The 20,836-nt window shown below is 70.4% G+C and carries 19 protein-coding genes; 9 read left to right on the forward strand and 10 right to left on the reverse strand.

What is annotated here, in order from left to right; translation table 11 throughout:
* Positions 1–40: 40 nt before the first annotated feature.
* Both SCAB_RS21435 and SCAB_RS21440 read left to right on the forward strand, forming a co-directional pair.
* Positions 41–265 (forward strand): DUF6458 family protein, encoded by a 225-nt coding sequence (locus tag SCAB_RS21435; RefSeq protein ID WP_013002177.1) that lies wholly within the window; start codon positions 41–43, stop codon positions 263–265.
* 106 nt (positions 266–371) lie between these two features.
* Positions 372–863, forward strand: a complete 492-nt coding sequence (locus SCAB_RS21440; protein ID WP_013002178.1) for an LURP-one-related/scramblase family protein — start codon at positions 372–374, stop codon at positions 861–863.
* 36 nt (positions 864–899) lie between these two features.
* On the opposite strand, the gene SCAB_RS21445 is transcribed toward SCAB_RS21440, so the two are convergent.
* The gene (locus SCAB_RS21445) at positions 900–1,694 is read right to left on the reverse strand and encodes a carbon-nitrogen family hydrolase (RefSeq protein WP_013002179.1); all 795 of its coding nucleotides are present in this window, start codon (positions 1,692–1,694) and stop codon (positions 900–902) included.
* 231 nt (positions 1,695–1,925) lie between these two features.
* On the opposite strand from SCAB_RS21445, the gene SCAB_RS21450 reads away from it, so the two are divergent.
* On the forward strand, positions 1,926–2,750 hold the full coding sequence (locus SCAB_RS21450) for a maleylpyruvate isomerase family mycothiol-dependent enzyme (RefSeq protein ID WP_013002180.1): 825 nt from the start codon (positions 1,926–1,928) through the stop codon (positions 2,748–2,750).
* A 35-nt stretch (positions 2,751–2,785) separates the two neighbouring features.
* Here SCAB_RS21450 and SCAB_RS21455 read toward each other — a convergent pair whose 3' ends face one another.
* Positions 2,786–4,102, reverse strand: a complete 1,317-nt coding sequence (locus tag SCAB_RS21455) for an MFS transporter (RefSeq protein ID WP_013002181.1) — start codon at positions 4,100–4,102, stop codon at positions 2,786–2,788.
* Positions 4,099–4,794, reverse strand: coding sequence for a GntR family transcriptional regulator (locus SCAB_RS21460; protein WP_049875877.1), 696 nt, complete (start codon positions 4,792–4,794; stop codon positions 4,099–4,101). Before SCAB_RS21460 ends, SCAB_RS21455 begins: the two co-directional genes overlap by 4 nt.
* A 301-nt stretch (positions 4,795–5,095) precedes the next feature.
* Between SCAB_RS21460 and SCAB_RS21465 the strand changes: the two genes are divergently transcribed.
* On the forward strand, positions 5,096–5,929 hold the full coding sequence (locus tag SCAB_RS21465; protein ID WP_078580339.1) for a D-alanyl-D-alanine carboxypeptidase family protein: 834 nt from the start codon (positions 5,096–5,098) through the stop codon (positions 5,927–5,929).
* Between the two features lie 172 nt (positions 5,930–6,101).
* Positions 6,102–7,064 carry a BRO-N domain-containing protein gene (locus SCAB_RS21470; RefSeq protein WP_041669450.1) on the forward strand — a complete coding sequence of 321 codons (963 nt, stop codon included), beginning with the start codon at positions 6,102–6,104 and terminating at the stop codon, positions 7,062–7,064.
* Positions 7,065–7,151: 87 nt separating this feature from the next.
* Here the strand turns inward: SCAB_RS21470 and SCAB_RS21475 are convergent, their stop codons facing one another.
* The 4 genes from SCAB_RS21475 to SCAB_RS21490 all read right to left on the reverse strand — a co-directional run bounded on the left by SCAB_RS21475 (position 7,152) and on the right by SCAB_RS21490 (position 12,935).
* Positions 7,152–8,603 carry a dihydrolipoamide acetyltransferase family protein gene (locus tag SCAB_RS21475; protein ID WP_013002185.1) on the reverse strand — a complete coding sequence of 484 codons (1,452 nt, stop codon included), beginning with the start codon at positions 8,601–8,603 and terminating at the stop codon, positions 7,152–7,154.
* Positions 8,604–8,614: 11 nt separating this feature from the next.
* On the reverse strand, positions 8,615–9,580 hold the full coding sequence (locus SCAB_RS21480) for an alpha-ketoacid dehydrogenase subunit beta (RefSeq protein ID WP_037726289.1): 966 nt from the start codon (positions 9,578–9,580) through the stop codon (positions 8,615–8,617).
* 65 nt (positions 9,581–9,645) lie between these two features.
* Positions 9,646–10,866: a pyruvate dehydrogenase (acetyl-transferring) E1 component subunit alpha gene (gene pdhA / locus SCAB_RS21485; protein WP_037726105.1), complete on the reverse strand. Its 1,221-nt coding sequence runs from the start codon at positions 10,864–10,866 to the stop codon at positions 9,646–9,648.
* Between the two features lie 500 nt (positions 10,867–11,366).
* A complete protein-coding gene (locus tag SCAB_RS21490) occupies positions 11,367–12,935 on the reverse strand; it encodes a protein kinase domain-containing protein (protein WP_041669451.1) in 1,569 nt (522 codons plus the stop codon).
* 391 nt (positions 12,936–13,326) lie between these two features.
* Here SCAB_RS21490 and SCAB_RS21495 point away from each other — a divergent pair, with 391 nt between their 5' ends.
* A complete protein-coding gene (locus tag SCAB_RS21495; protein WP_013002189.1) occupies positions 13,327–14,973 on the forward strand; it encodes a protein kinase domain-containing protein in 1,647 nt (548 codons plus the stop codon).
* A 116-nt stretch (positions 14,974–15,089) separates the two neighbouring features.
* Here the strand turns inward: SCAB_RS21495 and SCAB_RS21500 are convergent, their stop codons facing one another.
* Positions 15,090–15,632, reverse strand: coding sequence for a bacterial proteasome activator family protein (locus SCAB_RS21500; RefSeq protein WP_037726102.1), 543 nt, complete (start codon positions 15,630–15,632; stop codon positions 15,090–15,092).
* A 156-nt stretch (positions 15,633–15,788) separates the two neighbouring features.
* Here SCAB_RS21500 and SCAB_RS21505 point away from each other — a divergent pair, with 156 nt between their 5' ends.
* Positions 15,789–16,211: a hypothetical protein gene (locus tag SCAB_RS21505; RefSeq protein WP_013002191.1), complete on the forward strand. Its 423-nt coding sequence runs from the start codon at positions 15,789–15,791 to the stop codon at positions 16,209–16,211.
* A gap of 110 nt (positions 16,212–16,321) precedes the next feature.
* Here SCAB_RS21505 and SCAB_RS21510 read toward each other — a convergent pair whose 3' ends face one another.
* Complete coding sequence (locus SCAB_RS21510) at positions 16,322–17,302, reverse strand: NAD(P)H-quinone oxidoreductase (RefSeq protein ID WP_013002192.1); 981 nt, start codon at positions 17,300–17,302, stop codon at positions 16,322–16,324.
* Between the two features lie 470 nt (positions 17,303–17,772).
* Here SCAB_RS21510 and SCAB_RS21515 point away from each other — a divergent pair, with 470 nt between their 5' ends.
* Positions 17,773–18,804 carry a daunorubicin resistance protein DrrA family ABC transporter ATP-binding protein gene (locus SCAB_RS21515; RefSeq protein WP_013002193.1) on the forward strand — a complete coding sequence of 344 codons (1,032 nt, stop codon included), beginning with the start codon at positions 17,773–17,775 and terminating at the stop codon, positions 18,802–18,804.
* The gene (locus SCAB_RS21520; protein ID WP_013002194.1) at positions 18,801–19,649 is read left to right on the forward strand and encodes an ABC transporter permease; all 849 of its coding nucleotides are present in this window, start codon (positions 18,801–18,803) and stop codon (positions 19,647–19,649) included. The genes SCAB_RS21515 and SCAB_RS21520 overlap by 4 nt, the downstream gene beginning before the upstream one ends.
* A 61-nt stretch (positions 19,650–19,710) precedes the next feature.
* Here the strand turns inward: SCAB_RS21520 and SCAB_RS21525 are convergent, their stop codons facing one another.
* Complete coding sequence (locus SCAB_RS21525; RefSeq protein WP_041669452.1) at positions 19,711–20,802, reverse strand: potassium channel family protein; 1,092 nt, start codon at positions 20,800–20,802, stop codon at positions 19,711–19,713.
* Positions 20,803–20,836: the final 34 nt, after the last annotated feature.

Below are 20,836 nucleotides of genomic sequence, written 5' to 3' on the forward strand. Positions count from 1 at the left end.
AACGACCGGCCGAACCGACCGGACACTGGAGGGAACACTCATGGGCCTGGGCGGGTGCATCATCCTGATCGCCGTGGGGGCCATCCTCACGTTCGCCACCGACTGGGACATGCAGGGGGTCAACCTCGACCTGGTCGGTGTCATCTTCATGATCGTCGGACTGATCGGTGTCGCCACCTTCAGCAGCATCGCCAGGCGTCGGCGGGTGGTGGTGCCGCCCACGACACCGGTGATCGAGGACGACCGACAGCAGCGGGGCTACTGACCCCGCGGGCGCCGACGGCACCCGAACCGGGGCCACGGGCCACCGGGCAGCCGCATTCGGCCTACCGCCGATGTTTCGGAGCCGGTCGCGGGGAACGCCTGAAGGCATGAGATTCCTCGTACGCGACCGGCTCCTCGGCATCGGTGACGACTACTGGATCGAGGACGAGCACGGCACGAAGCAGTTCCTCGTCGACGGCAAGGCCATGCGGCTGCGGGACACCTTCGAGCTGAAGGACACCCAGGGGCGGGTCCTGATCGACATCCGCCGCAAGATGTTCGCCCTGCGCGACACGATGGTCGTCGAACGCGACGGCGAGCCGCTGGCCACCGTCCGCCGCAAACGCCTCTCCCTGCTGCGCAACCACTACCGCGTCTCCCTCGCCGACGGCACCGAACTCGACGTCAGCGGCAAGATCCTCGACCGTGAGTTCGTGGTCGAGTACGACGGCGAACTCCTCGCGCACATCTCCCGCAGGTGGCTGCGGGTCCGCGAGACCTACGGCCTCGACGTCGTCCGCGACGACGCGGACCCGGCACTGCTCATCGCCGTCACGGTGTGCGTGATCAACCTGGCGGAGCGGGAGAGGGACGACTGACGACCGGCGACCGGCTCGGGCCGCTCCCGGCGGGGCTCAGCGGCGCGGTCGCTCCAGCCCCAGCAGCCTGTCCTTGAGAGCCGGGAACTGCTCGCGTGTGGCGGCCACCTTCGCCGGGTCGAACTCCACCGTCAGGACCTCCTCGTCGGGGCCCGCCTCCGCCAGCACCTCGCCCCACGGGTCGACCACGATCGAGTGGCCCGCCTGGGCGACTCCCGCGTGCGTACCGGCCGTTCCGCAGGCGAGGACGTACGCCTGGTTCTCCACGGCCCGCGCCCGCGCCAGCAGGGTCCAGTGCGCGCGCCGCCGCTCCGGCCAGCCCGCCGACAGCACGAAGGTCTCGGCGCCCGCGTCGACGAGCCCGCGGAACAGTTCGGGGAAGCGGAGGTCGTAGCAGGTGGCGATGCCGAGGGTCGTCCCGGGCAGGCGCAGCGTCACCAGTTCCGAGCCTGCGCCCATCAGCACGGCCTCGCCCTGGTCGAAGCCGAAGCGGTGGATCTTCCGGTAGGCGGCGGCGAGATCTCCGGACGGTGAGAAGACCAGGGAGGTGTTGTAGAGGGGCCCGTCGGGGTCCCGTTCCGGGATCGAGCCCGCGTGCAGCCATACGCCGGCGTCGCTCGCCGCCTTGGCCATCGCCTCGTACGTCGGCCCCTCCAGCGGCTCGGCCGCCGTGGTGAAGGATTCGAACGCGAACGCGCCGGTGGTCCACAGCTCCGGCAGGACGACGAGATCGGCACCGGCCTGCTCCCGCACCAACGAGGCCACGCGCCGCCTGCGCGAATCGGTCGATTCGTCCTCTTCTACGCCGATCTGGATGAGCGAGGCGCGCACACTACCACCGTCCTGGCATTCGAGCCGTCCACACCGGCCTACGATCGTCACACCAAAGCACTGCCGGGGTGCCTCACAGCAGCGTAACTTAACGTTTCAGAACACCCACCGACAGCCGCCGACGCCCACTCACCGCCGTCAACGCCGACGCCCCCACCGAAACCGCCACCCACATACCCACACGCACCGACCGTACTGACAGGTACCGACCGCCCGAGGGGTCCCGTTTCCGTGAGTCTGCATCCCACTCTTCAGCCCTACGCCGACGCCTGGACCCACTCCGTGGACGCGATATCCGAGCTGGTGACGCCGCTCGTGGAGGGCGAGTGGAACCGGCGGACGCCGTGCCCCGCCTGGTCGGTGCGTGATGTGGTCTCCCATGTCATCGGCCTGGACTGCGAGATGCTCGGCGACCCGCGGCCGATCCACACCCTCCCGCGCGACCTGTACCACGTACGGACCGAGCACCAGCGGTACATGGAGATGCAGGTCGACGCCCGCCGCCACCACACGGCGCCGGAGATGACCTCCGAGCTGGAGTACACGATCATCCGGCGCAACCGCCAGCTGCGCAACGAGTCACGGGACCCGGGCCACAAGGTCCGTGGTCCGCTCGGCACGGAGATCACCCTCGAACAGGCCATGCGCAACCGCGCGTTCGACGTCTGGGTCCACGAACAGGACCTGCGCGCCGCACTGGGGCAGCCGGGGAACCTGGACTCGCCGGGCGCGTACGTCGTCCGGGACGAGCTGCTCTCCGTCCTGCCGAAGGTGATCGCCGAGGACGCGCAGGCGCCCCGCAGTTCGGCGGTCGTCCTCGACGTGCACGGCCCGGTGGAGTTCATCCGGACCGTCCGCGTCGACATGCAGGGCCGCGGCACCCTGGAGACCTCCCCCGCCCTCGGCCCCGCCGCCACCCTCACCCTCGACTGGGAGACCTACGTCCGCCTGGCCTGCGGCCGCGTCACCGCCGACCTCGTCGCCGACCGCATCAAGGCCGAGGGCGACCCGCATCTGATCGCGGCGATCCTGCGCGCGTTCGCGGTGACCGTCTAGCCGCCGCGTCCGGGGGACCCGCCGTCGGCGGGCCCTCAGACCGGGACGTGCACCGTCTCCACCCGGCTCGCCACCAGGCGTTCCCTCTCGCGGCGGGCGGCTCGGCCGCGCAGCCGGAGGATCTGTGCCAGGCCGAGGGCCTGGAGGACGAACACGGCGGAGAAGGCGACACGGTAGTCGTCGCCGGTCAGGTCCAGCAGGGCGCCGACCGCGAAGAGGGTCGTCATGGAGGCCACGAAACCGCCCATGTTGGTGATCCCGGAGGCGGTGCCCTGACGTTCCGGCGGGTTCGCAGGGCGGGCGAAGTCGAAGCCCAGCATGGACGCCGGACCACAGGCGCCGAGCACCGCGCAGAGGACGACCAGGAGCCACATCGGGGCGTGGCCGCCGGGGTACAGGATCGTGGCCGCCCACACCGTCGCCGTCGCGAGGACCGTGCCGAGCGCCAGCGGCAGCCGCGCCGTGTGGTGCCGGGCGACGATCTGGCCGTACACCAGTCCGACGACCATGTTGGACAGGACGACGAGGGTGAGCAGTTCACCCGCGGTGCCACGGCTGAGGCCCTGCGCCCGGACCAGGAACGGCATCCCCCACAGCAGCAGGAACACCATCGCCGGGAACTGGGTGGTGAAGTGCACCCACATCCCGAGCCGGGTGCCGGGCTCCCGCCAGGACGTCGCGATCTGCCGCCGCACGTACGCGGCCCCGTGGTGCGGGAAGGGCTCCGGCTCGTGCCCCTCGGGGTGGTCCTTCAGGAAGAGCAGGGTCAGGACGAGGACGACGAGGCCGGCGACCGAACTGCCCGCGAACGCCGCCGTCCAGCCCACCCCGTGCAGCAGACGGGCCAGCAGCAGCGTCGAGACCAGGTTGCCCGCCATGCCGGCCAGGCCCGCCATCTGCGCGATCATCGGCCCGCGCCGGGCCGGGAACCAGCGGCTGCCCAGCCGCAGCACGCTGATGAACGTCATCGCGTCACCGCAGCCCAGCAGCGCCCGCGACGCCAGCGCCGTGCCGTACGACGACGACAGCGCGAAGCCGATCTGGCCGGCCGTGAACAGCAGCACGCCCAGGGTCAGCACTTTCTTGGTGCCGAGCCGGTCGACCAGCAGGCCGACGGGGATCTGCATGCCCGCGTAGACCAGGAGTTGCAGGATCGAGAAGGTCGACAGGGCGGAGGCGCCCACCTGGAAGCGGTCGGCGGCGTCGAGGCCGGCCACGCCCAGCGAGGTGCGGAAGATGACGGCGACGAAGTAGACGGAGACGCCCACGCCCCAGACGGCGAGGGCGCGACGGCCGCCGGGCGGGTCCCCGGGCAGGGACCCGGCGGACGAGGATATGACGGGGCGGCTCAACGCAGTTCCCCCCGCGCCAGGTTGGAGAACCAGTTGACGTGCCCGTGCACGAGCGCCACGGCCGCCTCCGCGTCACCGGCACGCAGCGCCCCGAGGATCTCCTCGTGCTCGTGGAGCGCCTTGGTGATGCGGTCGGGGTGGGCGTGCATCACGGCGACGCCCATCCGCAGCTGCCGGTCGCGGAGTTGGTCGTAGAGGCGGGAGAGGATCTCGTTCCCCCCGCTGCGGACGATCTCGGCGTGGAAACAGCGGTCGGTCACGGCGGCCGCGGCCAGGTCCCCGGCGGCGGCCTGGGCCTTCTGCTGGTCGAGCAGCTCCTCCAGCCGGGCCAGGAGCCGCGGCGAGGCGGGCACCGCCTTGCGGACGGCGTGCTCCTCGACCAGCTGCCGGGTCTCGACGACGTCCGCGATCTCCTGGGCGGAGACGGGCAGCACCAGGGCGCCCTTCTTCGGGTAGAGCTTGAGCAGCCCCTCGACCTCCAGCCGCAGCAGCGCCTCCCGCACCGGTGTCCGGGACACGCCGACCGCCTCGGCCAGCTCGCCCTCGGTGAGCAGCGTGCCGCCCTCGTAACGCCGCTCCAGGACACCTTGTTTGACGTGGGTGTAGACGCGGTCGGCCGCGGGGGGCTGCTTCACGACGGAGGCAGGGGCGGGGAGGGTGCCGGTGGCGGAGGGAGCGGGGGCGGAAGCCATGTCCACAGCATAGATACAACACGTACGCATCGCCGTCGGCGTCCACGATCCGGACGAAAAACCGCCGTAAGGCTGTCGAAGGGGTGTGAGGTGGGCCTGAATTGCCCCCCGCACCACCCGGAGCGCAACCTTTTGTGCTACTCACTTGTCACACGAGAAGCGGCCCTGCTTGCCCGAAACCCGGAGCCCAAGTGGCCGCGCTCCACAGACATTTGACGCAATCGGGGTATTTAACTTGATTACCGCCATAAAGGGCGTACGTGTCCGCAGAGCCGCTGCAGTCGTCGTGACCACCGGCGCGATGATCGCGACCGGAGTCGTCGGCTCCGCGCCCGCACAGGCCGCGGTCGCCAAGCCCACGCTCAACGCCAAGGGCGCTTTCGTGATCAACCCGGCGACCGGCAGGAGCTTCGGCAAGACCGCGACCACGCCGCGTGCCACCGGCTCCACCACCAAGATCATGACCGCCAAGGTCGTGCTGTCGCAGAAGAACCTGAACCTGGACGCCAAGGTCACCGTCGCGGGCGCGTACAGCGACTACATCGTCAAGAACGACGCCTCCTCGGCCCGTCTGATCGTCGGCGACAAGGTCACCGTCCGTCAGCTCCTCTACGGGCTGATGCTGCCGTCGGGCTGCGACGCCGCGTACGCGCTCGCCGACAAGTTCGGCACCGGCTCGACGCGTGCCGCGCGCGTGAAGTCGTTCATCGGCAAGATGAACTCCACCGCCAAGAGCCTCGGCATGACGAACACGAAGTTCGACTCGTTCGACGGCATCAGCAACGGCACCAACCAGTCGTCGCCGAAGGACCTCACCACGCTCGCCCGCAGCGTGATGAAGAACTCCACGTTCAAGACGATCGTGAAGACGGTGACCACGAAGCAGAAGGTGACGACCAAGAGCGGCGGCTACCGCTACTACACCTGGGAGAACACCAACAAGCCGCTGCTGACCACCTACAACGGCACCATCGGCATCAAGACCGGCTCCGGCACCGAGGCCAAGTACTGTCTCGTCTTCGCCGCCACGCGCAACGGCAAGACCATCTACGGCACGGTCCTCACCGCCACCTCCGCCGACGCCCGTCTGGCGGACGCGAAGAAGCTCCTCAACTACGGCTTCGCGGCCCTCTAGGCCCGCCTCGCCGGACGCACGGGAAGGGGGCCACCGCTCACCGCGGTGGCCCCCTTCCGGTTTTCCTCGCGCAAGCCGAACCGGGCTTTCTACCTCGCACGGGTGAATATGGTTAGTTCAACTGGCATATTCGATTTCCTCCGCCCTACGTTCCGCAGCGGAGGTGGTTCACATGATCGAACCCAGCAGGCACCAGCCCGAGCCCGGCCCCCGGCACGAGGCGATCGACATCAGCGACTTCGTCTACGCGGCTACCGGAGCTCGCGTCCGCCGGCTGACCATGCCGGACGGAGCTCATTGGTTCCCGGCTGTGGATGTGTGCAAGGAACTAGGACATACCAGCCCCAGCAAAGCGGTCTCCGACCATGTCCCGCTAGAACACCGAGCGGCCCTCGAGACCGTCAGCAGGACTTACGGTCTCAGCATTCCCGCAGGTAGAGGGTGGCGTCGAGACCTGATTCTCATCGATATGCAGGGCCTCCTCTTTCTCGTCACCGCCTGCACAAAGCCCACTGCGGCTCCGTTCAAGCAATGGGCCGTGGAGGTGATCGAGACCGTTCAGCGCGAGGGTTCCTACACCCTGGAGGAGGCCGAGGTGCAACCCTCCGAGCCGGGCGCGCCCATCGCCTACGCCATGCCCGAGCAGGTGGCGGAGGCCATCGTCCGGCTGGAGGAGCGCAACCTCCAGGCGGACGAGCAGCTCACGGTGGCACAGCACAGGTCCATCGCCCTGCAGGAGCAGATGGTGGAGTTGCAGACCGCCGCCCTCGCCGCCCAGCAGGTCATGGCCCAGGCCATGGAGCGCATCGCGGACCGGCTCGACGCCCTGACTCTCGCCCGGCCGGTGTCCGACACCACGACGGTCCCGAAGCAGCCCACCACGGAGACCGTGCTGGCCGACTGGCGGGAGCGGCTGTCGGTGACGGAGGACGTGTGGACGGTGGCCGTCGTGATCGCCCCGGTGCTGGTCGAGAAGGGAGAGCTGCGGCAGCCGCTGGAGGCGATCGCGGGCCGTACGGGGCTGTCCGTGCACCGCGTCAACGAATGTCTGCGGCTGCTGCGCAAGCACGCCTGCATCCACCCCAGGGGCGCGGCGGAGGACGGGACGCCGGTGTACGTGCTCAACCGCCGCTGACGGCACCTGAGCGGAGTCGAGGAAAGGGCCGGTCGCAACAGCAACTTGCGACCGGCCCTTTCCCGTCAGCCTACTCGGTCGAGGGCCTCACGCCCACGTGATCAGCCTCTTCGGCTGCTCCAGAATCGCCGCCACGTCCGCCAGCACCTTGGAGCCCAGCTCCCCGTCGACCAGTCGGTGGTCGAAGGAGAGCGCCAGGGTGGTGACCTGACGGGGCTTCACCTTGCCCTTGTGGACCCACGGCTGCGGCTTGATCGAGCCGACCGCGAGGATCGCGGACTCGCCGGGGTTGAGGATCGGCGTGCCGGTGTCGATGCCGAAGACCCCGACATTGGTGATGGTGAGCGTGCCGCCCTGCATCGCGGCGGGGCTGGTGCGGCCCTCCTTCGCCGTCGAGACCAGTTCGCCCAGCGACTCCGCCAGCTGGGGCAGCGTCTTGGCGTGGGCGTCCTTGATGTTCGGCACGATCAGACCGCGCGGGGTGGCCGCCGCGATCCCCAGGTTCACGTAGTGCTTGACCACGATCTCCTGGGCGGCCTCGTCCCAGGAGGCGTTGATCTCCGGGTTGCGGCGGATCGCCACGAGCAGTGCCTTGGCGATCAGCAGCAACGGGTTGACCCTCAGACCCGCGAGGTCCTTGTCCTGCTTCAGCTCCTCGACCAGCTTCATCGTGCGCGTCACGTCGACGGTCACGAACTCCGTGACGTGCGGCGCGGTGAAGGCAGAGCCGACCATCGCCGCCGCCGTCGCCTTGCGGACGCCCTTGACCGGGATCCGGGTCTCGCGCGCGCCGTCGTACGACGCCACCGGGGCCGGAGCCGCGACGGAGGCGGCGGGAGCGGCCGGGGCCACGGGCGCCTGGGCCACCGGCTCGGGAGCCTTCGGCGGGGCGACGGCCGCGTGGACGTCCTCACGGGTGATCACGCCGTCCGGGCCGGACGGTGTGATCGTCGCGAGGTCCACACCGAGGTCCTTGGCCAGCTTGCGGACGGGCGGCTTCGCCAGCGGGCGGGGCCCGCCGGCGCTGTGACCGTGTCCGTTCAGCTCGCCCTGGACGCCCTGGATCGCGGTGGCCGCGTACAGGGTGTCCTCGGCGGGCGCCGCCACCGGCGGCACGCCCTTGCGGGGGCGGCGCCTGGTGGACGACTCGGCGACGCCGTAGCCGACGAGGACCGGCTTGCGTTCGGGCTTCTTGGCCACCGGCTCGGGCTTCGCGACGGGCCGGGCGGGCGTGGCTGCCTCGGCCGAAGCCGCGGCCGGCGCCGAGGCCGGGGCCCCGCCCGCCACGTCCACCGCGATGATCGACGTGCCGACGTCGACCGTGGTGCCCTCGGGGAAGTGCAGGGCGCGGACGACACCGTCGTACGGGATGGGCAGTTCGACGGCGGCCTTGGCCGTCTCGACCTCGCAGACGACCTGGCCGTCGGTGACGGTGTCACCGGGCTGGACGTACCACTTGAGGATCTCGGCCTCGGTGAGTCCCTCGCCCACGTCGGGCATCTTGAACTCGCGCGGAGACGTGTCTGTCATCGTCGTCACGGACCTCTCCCTCAGTACGCCAGCGAGCGGTCGACGGCGTCGAGCACCCGGTCCAGATTCGGCAGGTACTCCTCCTCCAGCCGGGCCGGCGGATAGGGGGAGTGGTACCCGCCGACACGGAGGACGGGCGCCTCCAGGTGGTAGAAGCACCGCTCGGTGATGCGGGCGGCGATCTCCGCGCCCGAGCCGAAGAACACCGGGGCCTCGTGCACCACGATCAGGCGGCCGGTCCGTTCCACGGACGCCTGGATCGAGTCGAAGTCCAGCGGGGACACCGACCGCAGGTCCAGGATCTCCAGGGCGCGGCCCTCCTCGGCCGCCGCGTCGGCGACCTCCTGGCAGAGCTTCACCATCGGGCCGTACGCGGCGAGCGTGAGGTCGGTGCCCTCGCGGACGACCTGGGCCTTGTGCAGCGGGCCGGGGATGGCGTCGGGGTTGACCTCGGCCTTGTCCCAGTAGCGCCGCTTGGGTTCGAAGAAGATCACCGGGTCGTCGCTCTGGATGGCCTGCTGCATCATCCAGTAGGCGTCCGACGCGTTCGACGGCGAGACCACCTTCAGGCCCGCGACGTGCGCGAACAGCGCCTCCGGGGACTCGGAGTGGTGCTCGACCGCGCCGATGCCGCCGCCGTAGGGGATCCGGACGACGACGGGGAGCTTGACCTTGCCCAGCGAGCGCGCGTGCATCTTGGCGAGCTGGGTGACGATCTGGTCGTACGCGGGGAAGACGAAGCCGTCGAACTGGATCTCGACCACCGGGCGGTACCCGCGCAGGGCGAGGCCGATGGCGGTGCCGACGATGCCCGACTCGGCGAGCGGGGTGTCGATCACCCGGTCCTCGCCGAAGTCCTTCTGCAGGCCGTCCGTCACGCGGAACACCCCGCCGAGCTTGCCGACGTCCTCGCCCATGACGAGGACCTTGGGGTCGGCTTCGAGGGCCCTGCGCAGCGATTCGTTGATCGCCTTGGCGATCGCCATGCTCTTCACGGCGGATTGCCCGGCGTTCTGCCCCGCCGTCTGCGCGGCTGTCTGCGTGCTCATCGCTACTTGCCCCCCTCTTCGTCCACATCGGCGAACGACGCCTGGTACGCGGCGAACTGGGCGCGCTCCTCGTCCACGAGCGCGTGTCCGTCCGCGTACGCGTTCTCGAAGATGGCGAAGTGGTCCGGGTCGGGCATGGCACGCACCACTTCGCGCACTCGCCTTCCCAACGCCTCGCTCTCCGCTTCGAGTTCCGCGAAGAATCCCTCGTTCGTGTCGGTTTCGGACTCCAGGTAGGCGCGCAGGCGCGCGATCGGGTCCTTGGCCTCCCAGGCCACCCGCTCGTCGTCGAGGCGGTAGCGGGTGGGGTCGTCGGAGGTGGTGTGGGCGCCCATGCGGTACGTGTACGCCTCCACCAGGGTGGGGCCCTCGCCCCGGCGGGCGCGCTCCAGCGCCCACTTGGTGACGGCGAGGCAGCCGAGGACGTCGTTGCCGTCGACGCGGACGCCCGGGAAGCCGAAGCCCTGGGCGCGCTGGTACAGCGGCACGCGGGTCTGCTTCTCGGTCGGTTCGGAGATGGCCCACTGGTTGTTCTGGCAGAAGAACACGACCGGCGCGTTGTAGACCGCGGAGAAGGTGAACGCCTCGGCGACGTCGCCCTGGCTGGAGGCGCCGTCGCCGAAGTAGGCGACGACCGCCGAGTCGGCGCCGTCCTTGGCGATGCCCATGGCGTACCCGGTCGCGTGCAGCGTCTGGGAGCCGATGACGATCGTGTAGAGGTGGAAGTTGTTGCTGTTCGGGTCCCAGCCGCCGTTGTTCACGCCGCGGAACATGCCGAGCAGGTTGGCCGGGTCGACACCGCGGCACCAGGCGACGCCGTGCTCGCGATAGGTCGGGAAGACGTAGTCGTCCTCGCGGGTGGCCCGCCCGGAACCGATCTGGGCGGCCTCCTGGCCGAGCAGCGAGGCCCACAGGCCCAGCTCGCCCTGGCGCTGCAGGGAGGTGGCCTCGGCGTCGAAGCGCCGGGTCAGCACCATGTCGCGGTACAGGCCCCGCAGCTCGTCGGCGGTGATGTCCGCGACGAACGGGTCGTACTCGGCGTTCCTGACACGCTTGCCCTCGGGCGTCAGCAGCTGGACGAGTTCGGGCTGGGCGTTCGTCGGCTTCTTGGCGGTCGCGGCGCGCCTGGTGCCGGTGGTGCCGGCCGCCTTGCTGCCGGTGGTGCCGGTCTTGCCTGCGGCGCTGCGTCGCGGCTTGTGCGCGGCAGTGCTCTCCACGGTCACGTGTGCTCCTCCGTCGGTCCGGCCCCCGGGGTTGCCGAAGACCAGTGCGGCTCGCCTGATCCCGGTGCCCGTGCACGGGGTGGGTGCCCTTGGCCGGGAACAGACGTGACAGGTGCCCCGGCGAGCGCCCTGCACGAGGCACGTTACCCAGTGCTCCACATTCCTGTGAAACCCCTACTGACCTGCGATTTTCCTTGGATTTCCAAGTAAATCGGTCGGAGGGGGTCCCCGTGGATCGTGTCCGTCGGGAACAGTTGCTGGTCACAGCACTGGTTGGCAGCCCGGCAGGGGGCCGGAACACGGGCACGTTATCCCGGCCACCCCGGCCACGGGAAGGGTTCACCGGGGGCGGGCGTCGAGATCGGCTGCGGAAGTTGCTCCATCCGTGCGGCCGGATGTCTGCGCTTCGGGCCGCGGTTCGGTTCCGCGGGCCCTGGGGGCCAGGACGGTGGGCGAGATGTGCGCCCAGTGACCCGGAGGCCACTGGGCGCACACGCGGATCAGCCCTCGTCGTCGCCGATGCCGCCCGGCAGGCCGGCGGTGTCGCCGCTGCTGCCCTCGTCGGGGCTCTCGGTCACCGGCGGCTCGGGCTCCTCCGAGGTCGTCGGCTCCTCGGAGGCCGTCGGCTCCTCCGAGGTCGGCTCGTCCGTCGGCTCGTCCGTCGGCGACTGGCTGAAGGACGGGGACCGCGTGTACGACGGCGTGTAGTCGGGGTTGTCGCCGGAGCCGGTGTTGTCCTGCGTCTCCTCCTCGGTCACCTCGTCGGTGGGTGTCTCCTTGGTGTCCTTGTCCTTGCTGGAGGACGTCGCCGTCGGGGACTTCGAGGTCCCGGGGCCGCCGCTGCCGTTGCCGTTGTCCTTGGTGTTCAGCGCCAGCGCGACACCGGCGGAGATGGCGATCACCGCGAGAACGGCGAGGATCCACAGCTTGCCGCGGCCGCTGCCCCGGTTGCCCCGTCCCTCGAAGCCGCCGTCGTCCCGGCCGCCGCCGTATCCGGGCAGGATCGGCTGCGGGATCTGCGAGGTGCCGTCCCCGGGGTGCGGCATGACCGTCGTACCGGACATACCACTCGGCGGGGTGTGCCTGCCGTCGTGCATGGCGACGGGCCCGGTGTTCCAGGTGCCGGTGTGGCCGCCCTGGTCGTACAGCATCTGCAGGCCGTACTGCACGAGGCCGCGCATCTCCTCGGCCGTCTGGAACCGGTCGTCCGGCTCCTTGGCGAGGGAGCGCATGACGAGGCCGTCGAGCTCCGGCGGCGCCGCCCCGTCCGAGGACTCGGAGGGCGGTACCGGGATGTCCTGGACGTGCTGGTAGACCACCGACAGCGGGGTCTCGCCGATGAACGGCGGCCTCAGCGCGAGGAGTTCGTAGAGCAGGCAGCCGGTGGCGTACAGGTCGGAGCGGTGGTCGACGGCCTTGCCGAGGGCCTGCTCCGGGGAGAGGTACTGGGGCGTGCCCATGACCATGCCGGTCTGCGTCATCGTCGTCGACGCCCCGTGCAGGGCGCGCGCGATGCCGAAGTCCATCACCTTCACGGCACCGTTGTCGGTGATGATGACGTTCGCCGGCTTGATGTCGCGGTGCACGATGCCGTGCTGGTGGGAGTAGGCCAGCGCCTCCAGCACACCGGAGACGATGATCAGCGCCTGCTCGGGGCCGGGCGCCTCCGCGTTGATCAGCAGGTCGCGGATGGTGCGGCCCTCGACCAGCTCCATGACGATGTACGGCACGGGCGTGCCGTTCACGACGTCCTCGCCGGAGTCGTAGACCGCCACGATCGAGTGGTGGTTCAGACCGGCCACGGCCTGGGCCTCACGCGTGAAGCGGGCCTTGGAAATGGGGTCTTCGGCCAGGTCGGAACGGAGCAGTTTGACCGCCACCGTACGGCCGAGGCGCACGTCCTCCGCCGCGAACACCTCGGCCATGCCGCCCCGGCCGAGCCGGTGGGTCATCCGGTACCGACCGTCGCCGACCAGGCCGCCGTTGCCCCACAACTCCGGCGCGTCCGACATGCCGCCACCAGCCGCCTCGGGGTCGGACGGGCCCTGAGAGCGCTGCTGCTGTGCCATCAGTCCTCGCCGTCGTTTCTGCCCGCGGTCCGCGCGGTACTTGTTACGGTCTCCGTCGGCCACGCTACAGCCTTCACGCAAGGGGCCGGTCCGGGTTGGATGCGCGACGGGGTTCACGACGGGTTCAAGGTGGATCCATAGGTCGAGTCGGCCATGAAACCCGCAGCGCGCGCACTCGTGCAAGTTCTGTGTACCGGGCGTAGGCCCCCTGTAACGCTTCCGCGACGCTTCTTTCGCGTACGGTCACGGATCGGGCACCGCGCTTGACGTGCCGGTGCCCTGGGGCAGACTTGGCCGGGAATAGCTCAAAGGATCACCAGCAGGATCAGGGATCACCGAATCGCGGGAGCAACGCCAGCAGCTTTCGCGCGCCGATGGGGGACGCAGGAAGATGAGCCAGGACGCCGCACAGGGCCGGTACGCGGGGCGGTCGCTAGCCGGTGGCCGCTATCAGCTGCGTGACCTGCTCGGCGAGGGCGGTATGGCCTCCGTCCACCTCGCGTACGACTCGGTGCTCGACCGGCAGGTCGCGATCAAGACGCTCCACACCGAACTCGGCCGCGAACAGGCCTTCCGCGAGCGTTTCCGCCGTGAGGCGCAGGCCGTGGCGAAGCTCACCCACACCAACATCGTCTCCGTCTTCGACACCGGCGAGGACGAGATGGACGGCATGACGACGCCGTACATCGTCATGGAGTACATCGAGGGCAAGCCGCTCGGTTCGGTGCTCGACGCCGACGTCGCCCGGCTCGGCGCGATGCCCGCCGACACGGCGCTGAAGATCACCGCGGACGTGCTGGCGGCGCTGGAGATCAGCCACGAGATGGGCCTGGTCCACCGGGACATCAAGCCGGGCAACGTGATGATGACCAAGCGCGACGTCGTGAAGGTCATGGACTTCGGCATCGCCCGCGCCATGCAGTCGGGTGTGACGTCGATGACGCAGACCGGCATGGTCGTCGGCACCCCCCAGTACCTGTCGCCCGAGCAGGCCCTCGGCCGTGGCGTGGACGCCCGCTCCGACCTGTACTCGGTCGGCATCATGCTGTTCCAGCTGACCACCGGGCGGCTGCCCTTCGAGGCGGACTCCCCGCTGGCCATCGCGTACGCCCACGTCCAGGAGGAGCCGGTCGCTCCCTCCTCGATCAACCGTTCCCTGCCGCCGGCCGTCGACGCGATCATCGCCCGCGCGCTGAAGAAGAACCCGAACGAGCGGTTCCCGAGCGCGGAGGCGATGCGGGGCGAGTGCATGCGGGTCGCCGCGTCCCTCCAGGCCGTCGCACCGAGCATCGTGCCGGGCGCGCAGATGCCCAGCGGAGCCGGCGTCTCCTCCGCCGTCTTCCCCCCGATCGACCAGACGGGCGCGCCGCAGCCGGGCAGCGTCCAGACGCCGTACCAGCCGCACGCGACGGGCGGCTACGGTCCGCCGACGCCCACGCCCGCCCCGTCCTACGGCTACCCGCAGCAGGGCGGTTACCCGACCCCGCCGCAGACGGCCCAGTACGCGCCGCAGCAGGGGTCGGCCACCCCGCCGCCGTACACCATCTCGCCTCAGCAGTCCTCGCCGTCGGCGGGGGGTTCCGGGGGCGGGAAGAGCAACAAGGGCGTGATCCTGGGGGCGGTCGCCGTGTCGGTCCTCGCGGTCGGCGGGCTGATCGTGGCACTGACCCTGAGCAAGGGGACGGAGGGCGAGGGCGGCGACAGCGGTCCGGGCAAGTCCTCCTCCTCTCCGACCGTGGTCGAGGGGCACAAGGGACCGGACACCTCGAAGGTCATCGACACGACCGCGTGCACGGAGCCCGTGGAGTCGTACAACGACCCGGACAAGATCGAACTGCCGGACTTCACCTTCAAGAACATCGACTCGGTGAAGAAGTGCTTCCAGGCCGCGGGCTGGGAGTACGACGTGCAGAAGGTCGACGAGAACACGTACGGCGAGGGCACGGTGATGGAGCAGTACCCGTCGGCCGACGAGGACGTCGACCCCAAGGACATGCCCTCGATCGTCCTCAAGGTCTCCTCGGGCAACCCGTCCTGACGCCCCGCGCACCCCGGCATGTGGAAGGGCCCGGCACCTCGTGTGCCGGGCCCTTTGCGTGCGTGGGGGGTGGGAGTGTGTGCGGGAGTGCCGGACGGGGTGTCGCCCGACGGGCCCTAGAGGTACGGGCCTCCCGAGCGGCCGATCGTCCGCGGGTCGTCGTCGCCCTCGTGGCCGCCGACGCCGGGCGGCAGCGCGCGGCGCATCTGCTCCAGCTGGGCCCGGGCGGCCATCTGCTGGGCGAACAGCGTCGTCTGGATCCCGTGGAAGAGACCTTCGAGCCAGCCGACCAGCTGGGCCTGCGCGATCCGCAGCTCCGCGTCGCTCGGGATCGCCTCGTCCGTGAAGGGCAGGGAGATCCGCTCCAGCTCCTCGACCAGCTCGGGCGCCAGACCGTCCTCCAGTTCCTTGACCGAGCTGGCGTGGATCTCCTTCAGCCGCGCCCGGCTGGCCTCGTCGAGAGGGGCGACCCGGACCTCTTCGAGCAGCTGCTTGATCATGCTGCCGATGCGCATGACCTTGGCCGGCTGTTCCACCATCTCCGTCACCGGGACCTCTCGGGAGTCCTCGTCTCCTCCGCCGCCCACCGCCATTCCGTCCTGGCCCACGACCAGGATCTGGGGCTGTTCGGGCGACCGTTCGTTCCTCGGCATCTCCATGCCGTTCATTCTCTCCCACGCCCCCACCCCACCGGGCTGGTGCCCCCCACTCAGGGTGATCCACCGTGCACGCGGGAGCCGCCGGCGCGGACCGGGCGCGGACCCCGCGCTCCGGGCCGGGATGCCGGGGGGCGGGGGGCGTGTGAGCCTGGGGGCGTGGCTCCTTGGCTTCGCTCGACGCGCCTGACGGGACTCGTCCCCGTCACGGGACTGCTCGTGGTCCTGGTGGCGGGGGCCGTACCGTCCGTCCACGCGGCCGAGCCCGGCCCCGCGAACTCCCGGGCCGGCAGCCGCGCGGGCGAGGGCCGGGAGCGGCCCGGGCGGCAGGAGGCCTGGCCCGCGGCCCCGGACGACACGTACGCGCCCTCGGAGGATCCGGTCCCCGAACCGGACGGCCCGGGAACCGGCACCTCGACGGGCCCGGACACCGCTCCGCCCCCGCCGGCCGCCCCGCCCGGAGCCGACAACGCGACCGCCGAGGAACCCGTCCTGCGGGTCATGGCCCTCGGCAGCGGCCTCATCCTGATGGGCGCGGGCCTCGGTCTGGCCTTCGTCGGGCTGCGGATACGGCGGTACTGAGCGGGGCGGCGTGCGTATGACCCGCACCGTGCAGGGCCGGCCGGCTCGCGCGGGTCGGTCGGGTCAGTCGGGTCAGTCGGGTCAGGGTGCGGCTCGGTCGTGTCCGCCGGTCACGGCACGACCAGGAGCACCTTGCCGATGTGGCCGCTGTCCTCCAGCACCCGGTGGGCCGTGGCCGCGTTGTCCATGGGGATCTCGCGGTCGACGACGGGACGCACGTGGCCGCCGTCGAGGAGCGGCCACACGTGCTCGCGCACGGCGGCGACGATCGCGGCCTTCTCCTCCCGCGGGCGGGCGCGCAGCGAGGTCGCGCTGATCGCCGCGCGCTTGGCGAGCAGGGCGCCGATGTTCAGCTCGCCCTTGACGCCGCCCTGCATGCCGATGATCGCGAGGCGGCCGTTGACGGCGAGCACGCGGACGTTGCGGTCGAGGTACTTGGCGCCCATGTTGTCCAGGACCACATCCGCGCCCTTGCCGTCCGTCGCCTTGCGGACCTCCTCGACGAAGTCCTGCTCGCGGTAGTTGATCAGGATGTCAGCCCCCAGGGCGGCGCACCGGGCCAGCTTCTCCTCGGTGCCCGCCGTGACCGCGACCTTCGCGCCGACGGCCTTGGCGAGCTGGACGGCCATGGTGCCGATGCCGCTGGAGCCGCCGTGCACGAGCAGGGTCTCGCCCGGCCGCAGATGGGCGATCATGAAGACGTTCGACCAGACCGTGCAGGTCACCTCGGGCAGGGCGGCCGCCGCGGTCAGGCCGACGCCGGCGGGCACGGGCAGCAGCTGGGCGGCCGGGGCGACGACCTTCTCCGCGTAACCGCCGCCGGAGAGCAGCGCGCACACCTCGTCGCCGACGTTCCATCCGGCCACCCCGGGCCCGATCTCCGCGACCCGCCCGGAACATTCCAGGCCGGGGTGGGGGGAGGCGCCGGGCGGAGGGTCGTAGAAACCCTGTCGCTGGAGCAGGTCGGCACGGTTCACCGCGCTCGCCGCCACCTCGATCAGCACTTCGCCCTCGCCGGGTACGGGGTCGGGGACCTCGTCCCACACCAGGGCCTCGGGTCCACCGGGTTCGGGAATCGTGATCGCATGCATGAGGGGGACGCTACTCCCCGACCCCCACGTCACGCCCCCGGCACCCACTCCTTCACGCCTCGCCCCCGGCACCCACTCCTTCACGCCTCGGCCCCGGCCCGCTCCTCGCCGGGCGGTCGGCCGACGGCCCCGGGGCCACCGCCGGCCCGGCCGACGCCAGTCCATCCCCGCCGACCCGCGCCCTCATCCAGGCCGAACTCGCGCGGCCCACACCCGCGCCCGCCCCGCCGGCCTGGCTCCCCGGCCCGGTCTCCGAGACCCGCCGTCGGAAATAGGGATGCGTCCCCGGGCCATCGGCGAGACCGTGAAGGTTGCAGTGCCGTGCGGACGGGACACGAGAACCGCTTCGACACCGAGTGCGAAACGCGGTCCCCGACTTTTCGCGCGGCGACCGATGAGTTTCGGCGGTCCCCGTGGTCTCCCTTTGCGTAGCCCAGGACACGGGCCCCGTACGCGGAAGGATCTCAGACATGAGCGCACAGACGTCCGGCCTCGCGATCGAGACCGCGGGTCTGGTGAAGACCTTCGGCGAGACCCGGGCCGTCGACGGCGTCGACCTGGCCGTGCCGGCCGGCACGGTCTACGGCGTCCTCGGCCCGAACGGCGCCGGCAAGACGACCACGGTGAAAATGCTCGCCACCCTGCTGCGCCCCGACGGGGGTGAGGCGCACGTCTTCGGTCACGACGTGGTCCGGGAGGCCGACGAGGTCCGCGGCCGGGTGAGCCTGACCGGGCAGTACGCCTCCGTGGACGAGGACCTGACCGGCACCGAGAACCTGGTGCTGCTGGCCCGGCTCCTCGGCCACGGCAAAGCGGCCGCACGGCTGCGCGCCGGGCAGCTGTTGGAGGCGTTCGGGCTGAGCGAGGCCGCCGCGAAGCAGGTCAAGCACTACTCGGGCGGCATGCGGCGCCGTATCGACATCGCCGCGTCCATCCTGAACACACCCGACCTGCTCTTCCTCGACGAGCCCACCACCGGACTCGACCCGCGCAGCCGCAACCAGGTGTGGGACATCGTGCGCGCGGTGGTCGCCCAGGGCACGACCGTGCTGCTCACCACGCAGTATCTGGACGAGGCGGACCAGTTGGCGTCCCGGATCGCGGTCATCGACCAGGGCAAGGTGATCGCGGAGGGCACGAAGGGCGAGCTGAAGGCGTCCGTGGGCGCCGGTTCCGTCCATCTGCGGCTGCGCGACGCGGCCCAGCGGCCGCAGGCGGAGGAGGTGCTGCGGCTGGCCCTCGACGCCGACGTGCAGCGGGAACCGGACCCGGTGGCGCTGACCGCCCGCGTGGGCGCGGGATCGGCCAACGGACAGGGAGCCGCCGAGGCGGCCGCCCGGGCCCTGGCCGAACTGGCCCGCACCGGCATCACCGTCGACAACTTCTCGCTGGGACAGCCCAGCCTGGACGAGGTCTTCCTCGCCCTCACCGGACACGACACCCAGGCAGCGGCCGCGCAGGCCGACGACGCCCCCGAGACGAAGGACGAGGCGGCGGTATGAGCACCGCGACCACCACCGACAACAAGGAACTCGCCCCCGTCAGCGCCGATTCGCTCGCCGCGCTGCTCATCTCCAAGGACCGGCCACCGCGGCCCAGCGCGTTGTCGGCCTCGCTGACCTTCGGCTGGCGGGCCATGCTCAAGATCAAGCACGTGCCGGAGCAGCTCTTCGACGTCACCGCCTTCCCGATCATGATGGTGCTGATGTACACGTACCTCTTCGGCGGTGCGCTGGCCGGCTCGCCGGAGCAGTACATCCAGTTCCTGCTGCCGGGCATCCTGGTGATGTCGGTCGTGATGATCACGATGTACACCGGGGTCTCCGTCAACACGGACATCGAGAAGGGCGTCTTCGACCGCTTCCGCTCGCTGCCGATCTGGCGGCCGTCGACGATGGTCGGCTATCTGCTGGGCGACGCCCTGCGCTACGCGATCGCGTCCGTGGTGATGCTCACCGTCGGCATGATCCTCGGCTACCGCCCGGACGGCGGGGTGCTGGGCGTGGTCGCCGGGGTCGCGCTGCTCATCGTCTTCTCGTTCGCGTTCTCGTGGATCTGGACGATGTTCGGCCTGATGCTGCGCACCGAGAAGTCCGTGATGGGCGTCAGCATGATGGTGATCTTCCCGCTGACCTTCCTGTCCAACGTCTTCGTCGACCCGAGCACGATGCCCGGCTGGCTCCAGGCGTTCGTCAACAACAGCCCGGTCACCCATCTCGCCTCGGCGGTCCGCGCGTTGATGGCGGGCGAGTGGCCCGCCGCGGAGATCGCCTGGACGCTGGGCTGGTCCGCCCTGTTCGTGCTGGTCTTCGGGCCGATCACGATGCGGCTGTACAACCGCAAGTAGACGTGCACGCCAAGAGGGTGGCCCCGGGGTGCGGAACCCCGGGGCCACCCTCTCGCTTCCGCTACGGCAGGTGCTTGGTCTCGGGGGTGATCTTCGTGCTCGGGGTGGCACGGACGATGGTGATGAGCCGGTCCGTCAGCTGGAGTCGGCCGATGGAGGGATCGTCGTAGCCGAGCACCCGATGTCCGCGCAGCACGCTGACCACCAGGTCCTCCGTCTCCCGTACCCCGCGCCCCACCTCGGCCTTTATGACCGGCCGTTCGGCGATGTCGAGCCCGCTGCCCTGCTGGATGAGGTCCTCCATCACCATGCCGGCCGCCGGGCTGAGCACGGAGAGCCCGAGCAGCCTTCCGGCCGCGCTGGCACTGGTGATGACGACGTCCGCCCCGGACTGCTTCAGCAGCGGCGCGTTCTCCTCCTCCCGCACGGCGGCCACGATCTTCGCCTGGCGGTTGAGCTGGCGGGCGGTCAGCGTGACCAGGACGGCGGTGTCGTCCCGCGCGGTGGAGATGATGATCTGCCGCGCCTTCTGCGCCTCGGCCCGGAGCAGCACATCGCTGCGGGTGGCGTCACCGACGACCCCCGTGTACCCCTCGGCGTTCGCGGCCTCGATGACCTTGGAGCTGGGGTCCACGACGACGACCTGTTCCTTCTTCAGCCCGGTCGCGCAGACGGTCTGGATCGCCGACCGTCCCTTCGTCCCCCAGCCGACGACAACGGTGTGGTCCCTCAAGGCCGCCCTCCAGCGGTTGTGTCGCCATTCCTCACGGGTGCGTTCCGTGAGGACCTCCAGCGTGGTCCCGACCAGGATGATCAGGAACAGCACACGCAGCGGTGTGATCACGAAGATGTTGGTGAACCGCGCGGCGTCACTGACCGGGGTGATGTCGCCGTATCCGGTGGTGGAGAGGGTGACGGTGGCGTAGTAGAACGCGTCGAGCAGATCCACCGAGCCGTCGGAGCTGTCGTTGTACCCCTCGTGGTCGGCGTAGACGATGAACGCAGTCGCGACCAGCACGAACAGGGCCATCGCCAGCCGCTTGCCGACCTGTCGGATGGGCCGCTCGACCTCCTGTCTCGGCAGCCTCACCTGGTGGGTCACCAGACGCTCGTCCGCATTGCGGGCGATCGCGTCCTGGCCCGGCAGTTTCACGTGAAACACTCCCCGTTTCGACGTACGTCCCCTG

The sequence above is a fragment of the Streptomyces scabiei 87.22 genome (genome assembly GCF_000091305.1).
Classification (GTDB): Bacteria; Actinomycetota; Actinomycetes; order Streptomycetales; family Streptomycetaceae; genus Streptomyces; species Streptomyces scabiei.